20 protein-coding genes are annotated in these 18443 nt (G+C 36.7%); all 20 read left to right on the top strand.

Features of this window, described 5'->3' with window-relative positions:
- The first annotated feature begins 16 nt into the window (after positions 1-16).
- The 20 genes from ftsY to hslV all read left to right on the top strand — a co-directional run bounded on the left by ftsY (position 17) and on the right by hslV (position 18438).
- A complete protein-coding gene (gene ftsY, locus ACTNEP_RS02915; RefSeq protein ID WP_441160117.1) occupies positions 17-1012 on the top strand; it encodes a signal recognition particle-docking protein FtsY in 996 nt (331 codons plus the stop codon).
- A gap of 77 nt (positions 1013-1089) precedes the next feature.
- Complete coding sequence (locus tag ACTNEP_RS02910) at positions 1090-1416, top strand: putative DNA-binding protein (RefSeq protein ID WP_441160115.1); 327 nt, start codon at positions 1090-1092, stop codon at positions 1414-1416.
- Between the two features lie 12 nt (positions 1417-1428).
- Complete coding sequence (gene ffh, locus ACTNEP_RS02905) at positions 1429-2790, top strand: signal recognition particle protein (RefSeq protein ID WP_441160113.1); 1362 nt, start codon at positions 1429-1431, stop codon at positions 2788-2790.
- 78 nt (positions 2791-2868) lie between these two features.
- Entirely contained in the window at positions 2869-3138 is a 270-nt protein-coding gene (gene rpsP / locus ACTNEP_RS02900; protein ID WP_441160112.1) for a 30S ribosomal protein S16, read from the top strand.
- 17 nt (positions 3139-3155) lie between these two features.
- A complete protein-coding gene (locus ACTNEP_RS02895) occupies positions 3156-3383 on the top strand; it encodes a KH domain-containing protein (protein ID WP_441160111.1) in 228 nt (75 codons plus the stop codon).
- Between the two features lie 666 nt (positions 3384-4049).
- On the top strand, positions 4050-4436 hold the full coding sequence (locus ACTNEP_RS02890; RefSeq protein WP_441160110.1) for a YlqD family protein: 387 nt from the start codon (positions 4050-4052) through the stop codon (positions 4434-4436).
- An 18-nt stretch (positions 4437-4454) separates the two neighbouring features.
- Positions 4455-4964, top strand: a complete 510-nt coding sequence (gene rimM / locus ACTNEP_RS02885) for a ribosome maturation factor RimM (RefSeq protein WP_441160108.1) — start codon at positions 4455-4457, stop codon at positions 4962-4964.
- The gene (gene trmD / locus ACTNEP_RS02880) at positions 4964-5707 is read left to right on the top strand and encodes a tRNA (guanosine(37)-N1)-methyltransferase TrmD (protein WP_441160107.1); all 744 of its coding nucleotides are present in this window, start codon (positions 4964-4966) and stop codon (positions 5705-5707) included. The genes rimM and trmD overlap by 1 nt, the downstream gene beginning before the upstream one ends.
- A gap of 120 nt (positions 5708-5827) precedes the next feature.
- Positions 5828-6172 (top strand): 50S ribosomal protein L19, encoded by a 345-nt coding sequence (rplS, locus tag ACTNEP_RS02875; RefSeq protein WP_441160106.1) that lies wholly within the window; start codon positions 5828-5830, stop codon positions 6170-6172.
- Between the two features lie 94 nt (positions 6173-6266).
- Positions 6267-6818 (top strand): signal peptidase I, encoded by a 552-nt coding sequence (gene lepB / locus ACTNEP_RS02870; RefSeq protein WP_441160104.1) that lies wholly within the window; start codon positions 6267-6269, stop codon positions 6816-6818.
- Positions 6819-6846: 28 nt separating this feature from the next.
- The gene (gene ylqF, locus ACTNEP_RS02865; protein ID WP_441160103.1) at positions 6847-7701 is read left to right on the top strand and encodes a ribosome biogenesis GTPase YlqF; all 855 of its coding nucleotides are present in this window, start codon (positions 6847-6849) and stop codon (positions 7699-7701) included.
- A gap of 237 nt (positions 7702-7938) precedes the next feature.
- Complete coding sequence (locus ACTNEP_RS02860) at positions 7939-8694, top strand: ribonuclease HII (protein WP_441160101.1); 756 nt, start codon at positions 7939-7941, stop codon at positions 8692-8694.
- Positions 8695-8713: 19 nt separating this feature from the next.
- A complete protein-coding gene (locus ACTNEP_RS02855) occupies positions 8714-10777 on the top strand; it encodes a hypothetical protein (RefSeq protein WP_441160099.1) in 2064 nt (687 codons plus the stop codon).
- Positions 10774-11085, top strand: a complete 312-nt coding sequence (locus ACTNEP_RS02850; RefSeq protein ID WP_441160097.1) for an EscU/YscU/HrcU family type III secretion system export apparatus switch protein — start codon at positions 10774-10776, stop codon at positions 11083-11085. Before ACTNEP_RS02855 ends, ACTNEP_RS02850 begins: the two co-directional genes overlap by 4 nt.
- Positions 11086-11360: 275 nt before the next feature.
- A complete protein-coding gene (gene sucC / locus ACTNEP_RS02845) occupies positions 11361-12527 on the top strand; it encodes an ADP-forming succinate--CoA ligase subunit beta (protein WP_441160095.1) in 1167 nt (388 codons plus the stop codon).
- Between the two features lie 35 nt (positions 12528-12562).
- Positions 12563-13465: a succinate--CoA ligase subunit alpha gene (sucD, locus tag ACTNEP_RS02840; protein ID WP_441160094.1), complete on the top strand. Its 903-nt coding sequence runs from the start codon at positions 12563-12565 to the stop codon at positions 13463-13465.
- A gap of 60 nt (positions 13466-13525) precedes the next feature.
- Positions 13526-14425: a DNA-processing protein DprA gene (gene dprA / locus ACTNEP_RS02835; protein ID WP_441160093.1), complete on the top strand. Its 900-nt coding sequence runs from the start codon at positions 13526-13528 to the stop codon at positions 14423-14425.
- Between the two features lie 132 nt (positions 14426-14557).
- Positions 14558-16636, top strand: a complete 2079-nt coding sequence (gene topA, locus ACTNEP_RS02830) for a type I DNA topoisomerase (protein WP_441160091.1) — start codon at positions 14558-14560, stop codon at positions 16634-16636.
- Positions 16637-16978: 342 nt separating this feature from the next.
- On the top strand, positions 16979-17884 hold the full coding sequence (xerC, locus tag ACTNEP_RS02825) for a tyrosine recombinase XerC (RefSeq protein WP_441160090.1): 906 nt from the start codon (positions 16979-16981) through the stop codon (positions 17882-17884).
- 11 nt (positions 17885-17895) lie between these two features.
- Positions 17896-18438: an ATP-dependent protease subunit HslV gene (gene hslV, locus ACTNEP_RS02820; protein WP_441160089.1), complete on the top strand. Its 543-nt coding sequence runs from the start codon at positions 17896-17898 to the stop codon at positions 18436-18438.
- Positions 18439-18443 lie beyond the last annotated feature (5 nt).

Here is an 18443-nt window from a genome sequence, read left to right as displayed (position 1 = left end):
GTGAGGAGGTAAAACCATGAGTTTCCTAAGAAAATTGAAGGATAAATTTCAAGCAACAGATAAGCAAGAAGAAGTGTCAGATAAATATAAAGATGGGTTAAGTAAAACAAGAAAATCATTTTCAGAGAAAATCAATGATTTAGTTGCTCGTTATCGAAAGGTCGATGAAGATTTTTTTGAAGACCTTGAGGAAGTGTTGATTGCAGCGGATGTTGGTGTAGCAACCGTAATGGATCTAATCGAAGAATTGGAAATGGAAGTGAAAAGACAAAATATTAAAGACACTACTGAAGTAAAGCAAGTGATCTCGGAAAAATTGGTGGATATTTATCAAGGAGATGAGGATGTATCAGAAGAGACGTCCTTAAATATTCAGGAAAATGATTTAACTGTTATCCTTTTTGTAGGAGTGAATGGTGTCGGTAAGACAACAACGATTGGAAAATTAGCTCATCAACTAAAGTCAGAAGGAAAAGAAGTGCTTTTAACCGCAGGGGATACGTTCCGAGCCGGAGCTATTCAACAACTGGATGAATGGGGCAATCGTGTAGGGGTGGATGTCATTAAACATAACGAGGGAAGTGATCCTGCAGCCGTTATTTATGATGGAATTCAAGCAGCAAAATCACGGAATGCAGATGTCCTACTATGCGATACGGCTGGTCGTTTGCAGAATAAGGTTAACTTAATGAATGAATTAGCAAAAGTAAAGCGAGTGATTGAGCGTGAAGTTCCCAACGCACCTCATGAGGTACTACTAGTACTAGATGCAACAACTGGACAGAATGCATTGAGTCAGGCAAAAACATTTTCCAAAGCAACAGATGTTTCCGGTATCGTGCTTACAAAGTTAGACGGAACTGCTAAAGGTGGGATTGTACTAGCTATCCGTAATGAACTTGGCCTACCAGTAAAATTAGTAGGACTCGGTGAAAAAGTGACGGACTTACAAGTATTTGATCCAAATGCGTTTGTCTATGGTTTATTTGCAGATTTATTAGAGGAAGAATAGGATCATCCTTGACAATTTTGTCTTAAGATGATTAGACTGAAGTGTAAAGGTAATTTACTTAACGAGGTGTCCTTAATATGTTAGAGAAAACGACAAGGATTAACGCTCTTTATGATTTTTATCAGAAATTGCTAACTGAAAAGCAACGAAATTATATGGAGATGTATTATGTAGAAGATTTCTCTCTTGGGGAAATTTCGGAAACATCTAATGTATCCAGACAAGCGATTTATGATAATATTCGAAGAACAGAACAAATGCTAGAAGAATATGAGGAGAAACTTGGTCTCTATAAAAAATTTATCAAACGACAACAGTTACTCCAAGAATTAATGACATTGGCGAAAGCAAACAATGATCAAGTATTGAAAGAAAAGGTAGAGCAGATCATTGAAATCGAATAGGGGGCGTATAGTATGGCATTTGAAGGTTTAGCCGACCGCCTGCAGAGTACCATTCAAAAAATTAAGGGAAAAGGTAAAGTAACGGAACAAGATGTAAAAGAAATGACAAGAGAAGTCCGTTTAGCTTTATTAGAAGCAGATGTAAACTTTAAAGTCGTCAAAGATTTTATCAAGAAAGTGAAAGAACGGGCAGTTGGCCAGGAAGTAATGGAAAGTTTAACTCCGGGTCAACAAGTAATTAAAGTAGTAAAAGAAGAATTAACGGCCTTAATGGGTGGCGATGAAAGCAAAATTGCTGTGGCAGACAAACCACCGACAGTCATCATGATGGTTGGTTTACAAGGTGCTGGTAAAACAACAACAACTGGTAAGTTGGCCAATTTATTGCGGAAAAAGTATAATCGAAAGCCATTATTAGTTGCCGCTGATGTTTACCGTCCAGCTGCAATTGATCAATTAGAAACGTTAGGTAAACAACTAAATATGCCTGTTTATTCAGAAGGAACGGATGCAAACCCGGTCGACATTGCCAATAAAGCGATGGACTATGCTAAAGAGGAACATCTAGATTATGTAATTATTGATACGGCAGGACGTCTTCATGTTGACAATGAGTTAATGGATGAGTTAATTCAGATTAAACAAAATGTGAATCCTAATGAAGTCTTTTTAGTTGTGGACTCGATGACCGGTCAAGATGCAGTAAATGTTGCTGAAAGCTTTAATGAACAATTAGATATTTCTGGTGTTGTATTAACGAAACTTGACGGTGATACACGTGGTGGTGCGGCATTATCAATTAAAGCTGTTACCGAAAAACCGATCAAATTTGCTGGTATGGGTGAAAAGTTAGATCAGTTGGAAGTGTTTCACCCAGAGCGAATGGCATCCCGTATTTTAGGGATGGGAGATGTACTATCACTTATTGAAAAAGCACAAGAAAATGTCGATGAAAAAAGAGCGAAAGAATTAGAAGAAAAAATGCGCTCTGCTTCTTTTACATTTGATGATTTCCTTGAACAAATGGGCCAAGTAAAAAACATGGGTCCACTAGATGAATTAATTGAAATGATACCAGGCGCGAACAAAATGAAAGGTCTTAAAAATGTCGATTTTGATGAAAAGCAAATTTCCCATGTGGAAGCGATCATTCAATCGATGACAGCAAAAGAACGGCAAGATCCAAGTGTTATTAATGCAAGTCGTCGTAAACGAATTGCGCGTGGATCGGGCCGCTCTGTTTCAGAGGTAAACCGTTTGTTGAAGCAGTTTGAAGAAATGAAGAAAATGATGAAACAAATGACGAATATGCAGCAAGGGAAAAAAGGTAAAAAGGGCAAAAAACCTAAAGGATTGAATTTTCCGTTTATGTAAGGTAAAAACCCTTTACAGACTAATTTAAATCTGATACAATTCTATCTTGTGTGAGATATTTATATGGAGGTGTGAAATATGGCAGTGAAAATTCGCTTAAAGCGCATGGGTTCTAAAAGAAATCCATTCTATCGTATCGTAGTTGCGGATTCTCGTTCTCCACGTGATGGACGTATTATCGAGCAAATTGGAACATATAACCCGGTAGTTAACCCGGTTGAAGTGAAATTAGATGAAGATAAAGCACTTGATTGGATGACTAAAGGTGCAAAACCAAGTGATACGGTACGTAACTTATTCTCAAAAGAAGGCATCATGAAGAAATTCCACGAATCAAAAAATCAATAATAAAGTGATGTGATTCGATGAAATCATTGATTGAAACAATTGTTGAACCATTGGTTGATCATCCTGAAGCTATTGTAGTGTCAGAAAATGAAGAAGACAATAAAATTGTCTATCATCTTCAAGTGCATGAGAATGACGTTGGGAAAGTGATCGGAAAAAATGGCCGAATTGCTAAATCAATACGAACGGTTGTATATGCAGCCGGAATGAAATCTAATAAAAAAATCTACTTAGATATCATGTGAAAAGAGGGAGGCCAAACGGCCCCTCTTTTTTATTAGCAGTAACTATAAATAGTCGCTATATACATAAACTGCGAAATAACTTTCATAAGATTTGCTGTCTTCCATTCTTTTGAGTTGAGTGTAAGTTCCACGCTGCGGAAAAATACTCCCTTTCCGTGGGCACGGCTTCAGCTAACTTGGTAAAGAAGAGCGCTTCACCAAGTGGATCTTCAGCTCGCGCTTTTCCCACAGGAGTGTCGCACTTTTCCGCAGCTCAATGTAGTGTTCTGATTAAGTAACAGAAAGTCTCAAAGATATAATTCCTGTATTTTTATTCTTTCAATAATCAATATTATTACTAGCGTAGGCAGAATACGTAGACTCCGGTGGTAATAGCATGAGTCGAAGACCCCGCAGAAAAGCGATTTTTGCTTTTTGAGGAGGCTAAGGCCGTGCCCACGGAAAGCGAAGTGTTCTGCCGAAGCGTATCATACCACTTACTAAAAACAGAATGAATAAAAGTAACTATTAGTCGCAGTTGTTATCTACTATAAATCAGACAGGGGAGAAGATAAGCGAGGGTTTGCTGTTTTTCTGGTGTATACTTGCGCTTTGGTTTGGTGGCGTGCTATTCTTTTGTTAGGTGTTTTCAAGCTCATTAATAGGGATGAGAGAGAGGCTGAAACAATGAAAATTATAAAAAAAGTTCCCGTCAAAAAAATTGTAACAGACCAAAGCAAAGAACAACTAAGAGAAGAATACCAATTTAAAATATTTAAACTTGAGCAAGAATGCGAACAATTGAAATTTGAGCAAAAAAAGCTAGAACAAAGATCAACCAATAAAAAGGCAGACATTGCAGTCAAATTCAAAAAAGAAATGTCTAACCGTCAAGATCATATAAAATGGTATAAATATAAGCTAGAACAACTGGAAATATTACCAATTGGAAGTGAAATAAATGATGGGGAAGTAGAAGCAGTTATTGACATCGAAGAAGGGATGAACTGGGACGATTTAACGGAACAAAAATCAATTATTGTAAAAGATGGAGTTATTAAGAAAATTAGATAACAGGTGGTATTAAAATACATGGATTATTTAAAAGTAGGAAAAATTGTCAATACTCATGGTATAAAGGGGGAAGTAAAGGTAATACGGATTACTGATTTTGAAGAACGTTTCGAAATAGGTTCTACTTTGTGGATTAAAGAAAAAAATAATCCTGAACTAAGACAAGTTATTATTGACGGTCACCGCGTTCACAAGAATTTTGATTTATTACATTTCGAAGGGTATAACAATATTAATGATGTAGAGCATTTGAAAGAATCGTTGTTAGTTATTAGAATGAGTGAAATCTCAGAGTTAGCAGAAAACGAGTATTATTACCACGAAATCATTGGATGTGAGGTTAAAACTACAGCTGGAGAATCAATAGGTAAAGTAACGGAAATCCTTTCACCTGGTGCAAATGATGTATGGGTCGTTAAGCATAATGGAAAAGAACTGTTGATACCGTATATTGAAGAAGTGGTGAAAGAAGTAGATACGAAACAACAACTAATTAAAATCGAACCGATGGAAGGGTTATTAGATTGATGAGGATAGATATATTATCTTTGTTTCCAGAAATGTTTAAAGGTGTTTTTCAATCTTCCATATTAAAAAAAGCGCATGAATCTGGTGCATTCCAGTATAATTATGTGAACTTTCGTGATTATACTGATAATAAACACAATAAAGTGGATGATTATCCATATGGTGGAGGCGCAGGAATGGTATTAAAGCCTCAACCTATTTTTGATGCAGTAGAGGCAATCGAAAAAAATACCTCTCACAAACCTCGTGTGATTTTAATGTGCCCTCAAGGAGAAACATATTCCCAGAGCAAAGCAGAAGAGCTTGCAAAAGAAGAACATTTGATTTTTATTTGTGGTCATTATGAGGGCTATGATGAGCGAATTAGAACAGAACTTGTTACCGATGAGATATCCATTGGTGATTATGTACTAACTGGTGGGGAATTAGGTGCGATGGTTGTGATTGATAGTATTGTTCGTCTATTACCAGGTGTACTGGGAAACGATGATTCTGCAGTTCAGGACTCCTTTTCAACCGGTTTACTAGAACATCCACATTACACTCGACCAGCTGACTTCCGAGGTATAAAAGTTCCGGATGTTTTGTTGTCAGGCAACCATGCACATATTGAAGAATGGCGTAGAAAGGAAGCATTGAAAAGGACGTTTTTGAGAAGAAAAGATTTACTAGAAAATCTCGATTTAACGGAAAAAGAACAAAATTGGATAAAAGAATGGCAATCATCACAAGAAAATAGTTGAATTCCGTTTGTTGGTATGCTATATTGATAGTTGTGCTTAAGTGAACGCTTAAGGTGAATAAACGATGTTCCGCTGCGTCTAATTACGTTAAGAGCATTGGTTTGGAAGGAGTGTAACAGAATGCAAAAATTAATCGAAGAAATTACGAAGGATCAATTGCGTACTGATTTACCTGAATTTCGTGCTGGTGATACGGTAAAAGTTCACGTGAAAGTTGTGGAAGGTAACCGTGAGCGTATTCAGGTATTCGAAGGTGTTGTCATTAAGCGCCAAAATGGTGGTATTAGTGAAACATTTACAGTTCGTAAAATTTCTTACGGTGTAGGGGTTGAACGTACATTCCCTGTGCATTCACCACGACTCGAAAAAATCGAAGTGACTCGTCGTGGTAAAGTTCGTCGTGCGAAGCTATATTATCTACGTAACCTACGTGGTAAAGCGGCTCGTATCAAAGAAATTCGCTAATGAGTATTGTGTGAGAAGGAGCTTGAATTGTCAGGCTCCTTTTTCTTCTATATCATATTTTAAAGGCATTTGTGTGAAAGAAAGGGATCTTTTCATGGCAGAGAAAAAGATAGATTGGGTCGATTGGATTAAAACTATTGTTATTACGGCATTGATTGTAATTTTATTTCGAATGTTTATAGCTGTACCAATTATTGTGGAAGGTCCATCCATGTTACCATCACTAGAGGATAAGGATCGAATTATTGTAAATAAGGCAAGCTTACTGTTTGGTGAACCAGATCGTTTTGATGTTATCGTTTTTCATGCTACTGCGAAGAAGGATTACATAAAAAGGGTGATTGGTTTACCTGGTGATTCCGTTGTCTATCAGGATGACCAGCTATATATTAATGGACAACCAGTTGAGGAACCTTTTATTCATACGGAAATAGAAAATAACCAATCAAACTACACAACCAATTTCTCTTTACAAGATATCCCAGGCAATGATGAAGTAGTTCCTGAAGGACACGTATTTGTTTTAGGAGATAATAGACCAAATTCCACCGACAGTAGACATCTTGGATTTATACCGATGGATCAAATTGTGGGAATAGCTGCCGTAACGTACTGGCCAATCGATAAAATTGACTTCATAAAATAAGTTAACAGAAAGAAAAGAGGTGAGGCACATGACAATTCAATGGTTTCCTGGTCATATGGCTAAAGCAAAAAGAGAAGTACAGGAAAAACTGAAATTAGTTGATTTCGTGATTGAATTAGTTGATGCACGGGCACCAGCTTCTTCAGAAAACCCTCTTTTACAGCAAATTTTAAATCAGAAACCAAAAATGGTGGTCCTCATGAAGAATGATTTAGCTGACCCTGTAATGACCAAAGCCTGGCTTGATCACTTCTTAGAGCAAGGTATTGTTGCCATTTCTGTCAACGTTAATGACCGCAAAGATATCCAGTATGTGATTCAAAAGGCAAAGGAAATGGCCAAGGAGAAAATGGATCGTTTAAAGAAAAAAGGCGTACGTCCAAGGCCTGCCCGAGCAATGATTATTGGAATACCTAATGTAGGAAAATCAACATTAATTAATCGGTTAGTTCAAAAGAAGATAGCGAAGACTGGTGATAAACCAGGTGTGACCAAGAATCAACAATGGATAAAAGTTAAAAAGGATTTTGAATTATTAGATACACCTGGTATTCTTTGGCCGAAATTTGAAGAGCAAATAGTAGGATATAGACTAGCCGCGATTGGTACAATAAAGGATCAATTACTCCCGATAGAAGATATAGCAGCATTTGTGATCGAGTATTTACAAGAAACTTACCCTTCTGTATTACAGGAACGATATAAAGTTACAGAAGATAACGAAGATATGAACGAAATATTTGAACACATAGGTAAAGGAAGAGGTTGCCTTGAATCTGGTGGTAAAGTTAATTTCGAAAAAACAGCCGAAATCATCCTGCAAGACTTACGCTCTGGAAGATTAGGAAGAGTTACACTAGAGCAACCACAGCAAGACTTATAATGTCGTCAGAAAAGTATACACCCCGTTCCGGTTATATGGAAACGAGTGTATACTTTTTGTTTGAAATTACCAAGAAAGCACAAGATACATAAACTGCGAAATTCTTTCTTGAGGACTTGCTCTGATGTAAACTCCTACTGATGGAAGTCTCGCTTTGTTTTACGATGAAAGAAAGCTATTTAAATGCTTCATTTTTTTGAAATAGTGCCGATAAATTAGGAAACGAGGTAGAAAGAGATGAATGATAATTGGACAATTAACGAAATTAAACAATATTTAACAAAAGAACAGCCGACAGAAAATGTGCTAAAAGAATTGTATCAAGATCAACGGAAAGGCGTCCAAACATTATTAAAACAATATGAAAAAAGACAAACAGCGGCTCGGGTTCAAGAGGAACTATTCGTCAAGATGAGTCAGCATGAGAAGAGGTTATGGAATAAAGGTATTACCTATGTTGCGGGTGTAGACGAAGTTGGAAGAGGACCGTTAGCAGGCCCAGTTGTTGCAGCTGCTGTTATTTTGCCAAGTGATTTTCAATTATTAGGATTGAATGATTCCAAACAAGTATCAAAGAAAAAGAGAGAATTATTTTATCAATATATTACAAAGCATGCGGTTGACTATGCTGTTGGTGTAGTAGATGCGCTAGAAATTGACGAGATTAATATTTTACAAGCATCTAAAAAAGCGATGTATCTGGCATTAAAGGAATTAAACCAAGTAGACTATGTGCTCATAGATGCAGTAAATCTAGAGAAAGTGAAAGTACCATGGGATGCAATCATAAAAGGAGATCAAAAAAGTATTTCCATTGCAGCAGCAAGTATAGTGGCAAAGGTAACACGAGATAGAATGATGGAAAAGTTACATAAACAATACCCTTCATACGCTTTTGATCAAAACAGTGGATATGGGACAAAACAGCATTTAAATGCTATAAGTGACCATGGTTTAACACCTTATCACCGGAGAAGCTTTTTGAAAGCTTAAAGAGAAAGGAGGTAGCTCAATGCACAATAATCTTTCAAGTATCACTCGTTCTGAAAATGCAAGCATAAACACGAAACAAAATGCTTTCAAACCAGGACAAATTTTAAATGGAAAAGTACTTGAAATATATCCGAACCAAAGAGCAGCTATCCAGTTAGGAGGATCACAAGTGGTCGCTCAGTTGGAAACAGCACTATCGGCCAAGCAGAACTACCTCTTTCAAGTAACATCTGTTGGGGATGTTATCCAATTAAAAAAAATTAGTGAATTACATATTGAAAGTAACAAACCATTAAGTGATCAATTAATGCAGCAAATTGGTTTAGGGAACAACCGCCAGTTAAAGGCCTTCATTCAACAACTAGTTAATCAGCATATTCCTTTTACATATAAAGATGCACAAACAGCTGTTAATCTGATGGAACAATTCGGTGCTAATCCTAACAACCGTGAATTGCTAATTACAATGATAAAATCCCATTTACCATTAACAGAACAAGTATTCAGGAGTTTACAAGCATTTCAATCAACACAACTTGGTACACAAATGAACCAACTATATCAGCAATTAATGCAACTAGGGGAGCGTAATCCCTCCCTACTACATTTACAACAGCAACTTTCCATTTTTGGTTCTTTTGGATCGTCACAAGCGCAATCGATGTTACAACAATTTATTCATACCCATCAGCCTGACTTACAACAATTATTACCTAATTTGTTCCAGGATCAACCAACATTGATAAAGCAGTTAACATCAGGGCAAAGTCTAACGAAGAATCAATTAGAAGCAATGACAGAGCATCTAAATCAAATCCTGAAGCAGCAATTATCCCTTTCGCAGGGAGAAAGGCAAGCAATTTCATCTTTTTTACAACGCTTAGGTCAAATGATAGAGCAAGGAACGGTCACTAATACGTTAAAAAATGCTGTGCAGCATCAAGCCTTTTTTCAACAATCCATGCATGTATTATCACAACAAGACCAATTAATTGTTCGTCAATGGTTACAATCATCGGATTTAAATGTGGCCCAGGATCGACAAGTTTATTCGATTTTTCAACAGCTCGATTCACAGCAACTATCACAACCAGAACAAAAAGTTGCTCGTACTTTATTGTTACATCTAAACGCAGTAAATCCTTCATCTCTATCGGTTAGAGATCAATTTTCACACATGATGAAGCATTTTTTGCAAACTAGTGGTATTCAAGATGAAGCATTATTAGCGCAATCGATTCGTTCCACTGGTACAACAACTACTGTTGGTAACCTACTACATACAATGATGACGAGCATGTCCCAACAAGATAGACAAGTAATACAGCAATGGCTTGCACAAGTGCAACCTACTGCTTCTCAAAGTGCCCAAGTAACTGAGATAATCCAACGAATTAATTTACAACAAATACCGCAACCAGCTCAAACCTTAGTTCGGCAAGTCGTTCTATCATTAGAACATAGTGAGAAGGTATTGAATAAAGATCAATTATTGCAGGTGTTTCGTCAAGTGATCAATCAAGCAGAACGAGCTAACATTCAAGTAAGAGAAATGGATTATTCATTAAAACAAAATTTATTAGCAGTGAATTCACAAAACTATGAAGTGAGTAATCAGATACAGCGTCTGCTTCATAGCATAACTGGTATGCAATTAAATATGGTACAAGATGGACAAGCCATTACGCAGCAAAGTTTTCAAATTCCTGGTGAACGATTTGGTCTAGCCTCTGATATTCGGATGGAATTTGAAGGGAAAAAGCGTAGTAATAGTGAAGAGATTGACCCCGAATATTGTCGGGTATTGTTCCATCTTCATCTAAATACTATCGGTGAGACGATGATTACCATGTCGATTCAAAAAAGGATCGTGCATATTTCCGTGTACAATGATCAACAGGGGATCAAAGCCTTAATGGATAACTTTAAGCCTTTGCTTAAAGACCAATTGTCCAAATTAGATTATCATTTATCTACTGTTACTCATAAAGCATTATCCAATAATGAGCAGCATGGTGCCATTAACAACAATCATGCAACATATAAAACGATGAAAAGAGAAGGGATTGATTTCCGTATATGACAGAGCAGGAAAGACACCGAAAACGTGCCGCGGCATTACGTTTTGATACGGAAACCGATCTTGCCCCAAAAGTAACAGCAATTGGTAAAGGGTATATTGCAGAGGAAATTATAGAACGAGCCAATGAAAACAATATTCCGATTCAATCTGATCCATCTCTAGTGGAGCTGTTATCAGAACTTAATATAAATGAACAGATACCAGAGGAATTGTATCAGGTGGTCGCAGAAGTCTTCGCTTATATTTATCAAGTAGACCAAAAAGCAGCAAAGAAAAGCGAAGAGCCCTCGCTTAAAAAGCGGAATTAATGGGACCGGAGCTACCTAAGATGCAGGAATCACTACGGAAAATGAACCGATAGTGTTCAGCTGAAGCACTTTGAATAGATTGCTAGTGCATAAAGAAACAGTGATCTCGCTTAAGCCTTTTAGACATTTCTGCTATTATTTGTTGATGATCCAAAAATAATCTAGCAATTCTATTTTTAGAAAAAAGCTAGAAATATTAATAGTATTTTCTAGACAATTCCAGTAACTTTTTTATACAATGAGAATGCAGTGATTAATTGATGGGAGGATGAAAGATGAATATTCACGAGTACCAAGGCAAAGAGATTTTGCGAAGTTACGGTGTTGCTGTACCTAACGGTAAAGTAGCCTACACAGTTGATGAAGCTGTAGAAGCTGCAAAAGAATTAGGATCAGCAGTATCTGTTGTAAAAGCTCAAATTCACGCTGGGGGAAGAGGAAAAGCAGGCGGTGTGAAAGTAGCTAAAAATATCGACGAAGTCCGTACATATGCTGATGAAATTTTAGGAAAAACACTAGTAACACATCAAACAGGACCAGAGGGAAAAGAAGTAAAGCGTTTGCTGATTGAAGAAGGCTGTGACATTCAAAAAGAATACTATATTGGTCTTGTTCTAGATCGTGCTACTTCACGTGTGACGATGATGGCATCTGAAGAAGGTGGTACTGAAATTGAAGAAGTAGCAGAAAAAACACCAGAAAAAATCTTTAAAGAAGAGATCGATCCTGTAACTGGCTTATTACCATATCAAGCAAGACGTCTTGCTTTTAATATTAATATTCCAGCAGAATTTTTGTCGAAAGCGGTTAAATTTATGATGGGGTTATATCAAGTTTTTGTCGAAAAAGATTGCTCTATTGCTGAAATTAATCCACTTGTTACGACAGGTGATGGTGAGGTATTAGCATTAGACGCGAAGCTTAACTTTGACGATAATGCCCTATTCCGTCAAAAAGATATTGTGGAATACCGCGATTTAGATGAAGAAGATGAAAAAGAAATCGAAGCATCTAAATATGACCTAAGCTATATCGCACTCGATGGTAATATTGGCTGTATGGTAAATGGTGCAGGTCTTGCAATGGCAACAATGGACATTATTAAACATTATAACGGAGATCCTGCTAACTTCCTGGATGTTGGTGGCGGAGCAACTGCAGAGAAAGTTACGGAAGCATTCAAGATTATTCTATCGGATGATAATGTAAAAGGTATTTTTGTAAACATTTTCGGTGGAATCATGAAGTGTGACGTTATTGCAGAAGGTGTCGTACAGGCAACGAAGGAAGTTGGTTTAACTATTCCTTTAGTAGTACGTCTTGAGGGAACCAACGTAGATGCTGGTAAGAAAATTTTAGCTGATTCTGGACTAAATATTACAGCTGCAGAATCAATGGCAGATGGTGCCGAAAAAATAGTAGCACTTGTTAATGAAGCATAAAATTTATCTCTAAGGGAAAAAGGAGGATCCAATACATGAGTGTATTTATCAATAAGGATACCAAAGTGCTTGTTCAAGGTATTACTGGTTCGACAGCACTTTTCCATACAAAACAAATGTTAGAATATGGGACCAAAATTGTTGGCGGAGTTACACCAAAAAAAGGTGGTACTGAGGTAGAAGGGGTACCTGTATTTAATACAGTAGAAGATGCTGTTAAGGAAACAGGTGCAAACGCTTCGGTAATTTATGTACCCGCTCCATTTGCTGCAGATGCTATTATGGAAGCAGTGGATGCTGAATTAGATCTAGTAATCTGTATTACAGAGCATATTCCGGTTATGGATATGGTGAAGGTAAAACGTTACATGGAAGGTAAGAAAACGAGATTAGTAGGACCAAACTGCCCTGGTGTCATCACACCAGAAGAATGTAAAATTGGTATTATGCCGGGCTATATTCATAAAAAAGGTCATATCGGTGTTGTTTCACGTTCCGGTACCTTAACATATGAAGCAGTGCACCAATTATCAGAGAAAGGTTTCGGTCAATCTACAGCTGTTGGTATCGGTGGAGACCCTGTTAATGGTACAGACTTTATCGATACGCTTAAAGCTTTTAATGAAGATCCTCAAACGGAAGCCGTTATGATGATCGGTGAAATTGGTGGTACAGCAGAGGAAGAAGCAGCTGAATGGGTAAAAGCAAATATGAAAAAACCAGTAGTTGGCTTTATCGGTGGTGCAACTGCGCCTCCTGGGAAACGTATGGGACACGCAGGGGCGATTATTTCAGGTGGAAAAGGTACTGCTGAAGAAAAAATCAAAACGATGAATGCTTGTGGTATTGAAGTAGCTGAAACACCTTCCGTTATGGGTGAGACATTAATCAATGTCTTAAAAGAGAAAGGTCTTTATGACAAGTGTAAGACTCATTAATAAATAGGGAATAAGCTGAGAGGATTCTCAGCTTATTTCTATATAAAAAGAGGTGTATGAATGGAGAATAAAGAATGGAGATTAATTCACTTACATTACATTATAGGAACAAATCGAAGGTTGATCAAACAGGTAATGAAGGTAGCACCAGAGTTTGAACAGGTTTATGAATGGAATGTACAACAATGGAAGGAAAAATTCCAAATAAATGAGAGAAAAGCCTCTATTATAGTAAGAAAATTACATGATAAGTCACTTAAAAAAAGAATTGTTCGTTATGTAAAGACATATCATGTACTAACCATCTTTAGTGAAGATTACCCCGTCAATTTAAGAGACATTCCCGATCCTCCTTTAGTTTTATACCTCTACGGAAATCCAAAGCTACTTTCACATTCACCTAATCTCAGTGTTATAGGTACAAGATACCCCTCAAAATTTGCAAAGTCGATCATGGCTAATATCCTTATTCCGTTATTTCAATACAATTTTCTTATTACCAGTGGGATGGCTATAGGAATTGATGGATTTGCGCACCAGTTGGCTTTACAACACCAAATTCCTACAATTGCAGTACTAGGTAGTGGTTTCGATCATGTATATCCGAAGCAGCATTTATCTTTATTTACCCAAATATCAAAACAAAATTTAATCATATCCGAATATCCACCAGATCTACCTCCGCGAAAACATCATTTCCCTGAAAGAAACAGAATTATTAGTGGACTAAGTTTTGGAACACTTGTGATTGAAGCAAAAGAAAGAAGTGGGACGATGATTACTGTTGATCAGGCATTAGAGCAGGGGAGAGAAGTTTTTGCAGTACCAGGATCAATATTGGTTGAAACGAGTACTGGATGTAATCAGCTTATAAAAGAGGGAGCAAAATTAGTGCAAACGAGCAATGACATTTTGGAAGAATATCTTTTAAAAGGAGAAATTTTGCAGGAAAATAAATGAAATTCTTAATACTTTGTTTGACAAACACTAACAAAGTATTTAATAATAGGGAAGATTTATCATATCAAATAGCAAAATACAATAATATAAATAAAATGAAATGATTTTGCCTCTTGGGAGGGTGTAAGTAATATGGCACAATATCTAGTAATTGTTGAATCACCGGCAAAGGCCAAAACTATTGAAAGATATTTAGGAAAAAAATATAAAGTAAAAGCGTCAATGGGACACGTAAGGGATCTTCCAAAAAGTCAAACGGGTGTGGATGTTGAAAACGGCTTTGAGCCAAAATATATAACCATCCGAGGAAAAGGCCCTGTTTTAAAAGATTTAAAAACCGCTGCAAAAAAAGCGGATAAAATCTTTCTTGCAGCCGACCCTGATCGTGAAGGAGAAGCGATTGCGTGGCATTTGGCACACAGTTTAAATATTGATTTAGATTCTGAGTGTCGGGTAGTATTTAATGAGATTACCAAAGATGCTGTAAAGGATTCATTTAAACATCCACGAACGATCAATATGGATTTAGTAGACGCACAACAAGCACGGAGAATTCTAGATCGCTTAGTTGGTTATAATATCAGTCCTCTTCTTTGGCAAAAAGTGAAGAAAGGTCTCAGTGCCGGACGTGTCCAATCGGTTGCGGTTAAAATGATTATTGATCGCGAAAATGAAATTAAAAACTTTAAACCAGAGGAATATTGGAGTATTGAATCTCTATTTAAAAAAGGGAAACAATCATTTGATGGCACTTTCTACGGAATAGATGGTAAGAAAAAAGCACTTCATTCAAAAGATGATGTAGATAATATTTTAGCTACGTTAAAAGGTAATGACTTTTTAGTAGAAAAAGTAAATAAAAGGGAAAGGAAACGAAACCCATCTCCTGCATTTACAACATCATCTTTACAACAAGAAGCAGCAAGGAAGCTTAATTTCCGTGCACGAAAGACGATGATGGTAGCACAACAATTGTATGAAGGTATTGATCTTGGTAAGCGTGAAGGCGGTATAACAGGTCTTATAACATATATGCGTACAGATTCAACAAGAATTTCGGATACTGCAAAATCTCAAGCGCACCAATATATTGAAGATAAATTCGGGAAAGAATTTACTGGTTTCAAACAAAAAGCAAAAAAGGCGGAAGGAGCACAAGATGCTCACGAAGCAATCCGACCAACAAATGCATTAAGAGATCCTGAATCTTTAAAAACAGTCTTGTCACGTGATCAATTCAGATTATATAAGTTAATTTGGGAACGATTTATTGCTAGTCAAATGGCACCAGCCGTTATGGATACGATGACGGTACACCTAACAAATCAAGGTGTGGAGTTCAGGGCGACTGGTTCGAAGATCAAATTTAAAGGTTTTATGGAAGTGTATATAGAGGGAACAGATGATCAGCAAAAACAAAAAGATAAATGGTTACCTGATTTAACAGAGGGAGAGACGGTAAAAGCTGAAAAAATCACACCAAATCAACACTTTACTCAGCCACCTCCAAGATATACAGAAGCTAGGCTGGTAAAAACAATGGAAGAGAAAGGAATTGGTAGACCGTCAACGTATGCTCCTACATTGGACACGATTCAAAGACGTGGTTATGTTGCCCTTGATAATAGACGATTTGTTCCAACGGAATTAGGAGAAATTGTTATCAAGCTAACGGAAGAATTTTTCCCCGAAATTATCGACGTCGCCTTTACTGCAAAAATGGAGGGTGATTTAGATGCTATTGAAGAGGGGAAAACAGAATGGGTAAAAATTATTGATCAATTTTACTCTGGGTTTGAAAAACAATTGAAGAAGGCAGAAAAAGAAATGGAGAAGGTCGAAATTCGCGATGAACCTGCAGGTGTAAATTGTGAAAAGTGCGGTCATGAAATGGTTTATAAAATGGGCCGATACGGGAAGTTTTTAGCTTGCTCTAATTTTCCGGACTGCCGAAACACGAAGCCTATCTTAAAAGAGATCGGGGTTAAGTGTCCTAATTGTAAAGATGGTAATATTGTAGAAAGAAAAACAAAGAAGCGCAGAACCTTTTATGGCTGTGATAATTATCCTGACTGTGAATTTATTTCTTGGGATAAACCGGTAGGAAGAGATTGCCCTAAATGTAACCATATGTTAATTGAGAAGAAATCGAAAAAGAAAGTGCAAGTACAATGCTCAGCATGTGACTATAAAGAAGAACCACAAGGTTAAGTAACAACAAATGCTAATAGAGTGTACTCAAGGTAAAGAAAAAGGTGATTCTGACGCAACTCAGAATCACCTTTTTTATCAAAGTACCCGGAAATAGGAGTTTGGATTCCCGCTTTTCAGCATAACAAGGAGTAGACGGACAGTGAACTGTGTAACGATTGGAGAGCAATCATAAATATTTTGTAAAGTTTCTATCAATGTTATGATATAAATATAGATAGCAAAACCATTTTGTTTAAAGCGTTAATGAAAAGGGAATCAATGTAATAATGACAATTTTGTAAATTTAATTGCAGACTTGAATCTATTGTGTTAATATTTTAACGCATTTAGAGGTGACTTATGAATTTTTTTAAATATTGGCTCGCTTACTTAGATTATTTACAAATCGAAAAAAATGCATCAAAACTGACGATTGAAGCATATGAAAAAGATATTGCTGATTTTTTTCAGTTTCTAAGTTCAGAAAATATTCAGGCATTAGAAGATGTAGATTATCGTATGATTCGTACATACCTAACTGCATTACATGATAAAGATTTATCGAAACGATCGATTAATCGCCACATTTCCAGCTTAAGATCGTTTTATAAGTTTTTATTAAGAGAACAAATAGTGACAGAGAATCCGTTTGTTCATTTACACTTACCTAAACCAATTCATACTATTCCTGAGTTTGTTTATCAAGAAGAAATGAAAGTGCTTCTAGAGTCAATCGATCAAAGTACAGCGCTAGGGAAAAGAAATATTGCATTATTGGAAATATTATATGGCACAGGTATTCGTGTCAGTGAATGTGTTCAACTTACAATAGACAGTATAGACTTTGACCTCCAGACTATTCTAGTAACAGGTAAGGGGAACAAAGAAAGATATGTTCCTTTCGGAGATTATGCTAATATAGCACTACATCATTATGTGAAGGAAAGCCGATCAAAACTTATTAACGAAAAAAGCAACCACCAAAATGTACTATTTCTTAATGCCAGAGGAAATCCGTTAACAGCACGAGGAGTTAGGTTAATCATTAATAAATTAGTGAAAGAAGCAGCAATAACTTTACATATCCATCCCCATAAATTAAGACATAGTTTTGCTACACACTTGCTGGATAATGGAGCGGATTTAAGAGCAGTACAGGAACTACTAGGACACTCTCATTTATCGTCAACTCAAATCTATACACATGTTTCAAAAGATCGATTAAACAAAGTTTATAAAACAGCTCATCCGAGAGCAAGTCGATAGGAGGAATCAGAATGGATTCATTTCATGCGACCACCATATTTGCCATTCAACATAACGGCAAGTCAGCAATGTGTGGTGATGGGCAAGTGACGTTTGGTAATCAAGTGGTGATGAAACACACAGCAAAAAAAGTAAGAAAATTATTTCGAGATCAAGTCTTGGCAGGTTTTGCTGGTTCTGTAGCAGATGCGTTTACTCTTTTTGAAAGCTTTGAAACGAAGCTGGAGGCATATGATGGCAATTTATCAAGAGCTGCTGTTGAGTTAGCAAAAGATTGGCGAAATGATAAATATTTAAGGAAACTTGAAGCGATGTTAATCGTAATGAATAAGCAGGAATTGTTATTAGTGTCAGGTACAGGTGAAGTAATCGAACCTGATGATGGTATTCTAGCAATTGGATCCGGCGGCCATTATGCTTTAAGTGCAGGCAGAGCGTTAAAGAAATATGCTTCAGACATGGAAGCAAAAGAAATTGCAAAAGCATCTCTGGAGATTGCAGGTGAAATTTGTGTGTTTACAAATAATCAGCTAGTTTTAGAAGAACTAGAATAAGAAAG

It is taken from the genome of Gracilibacillus sp. HCP3S3_G5_2 (genome assembly GCF_052063305.1).
In the GTDB taxonomy this organism is placed as follows: Bacteria; Bacillota; Bacilli; order Bacillales; family Amphibacillaceae; genus Gracilibacillus.
The sequence above is the reverse complement of the archived record's forward strand: the minus strand, read 5'-3'. Positions and strand labels throughout refer to the sequence as shown.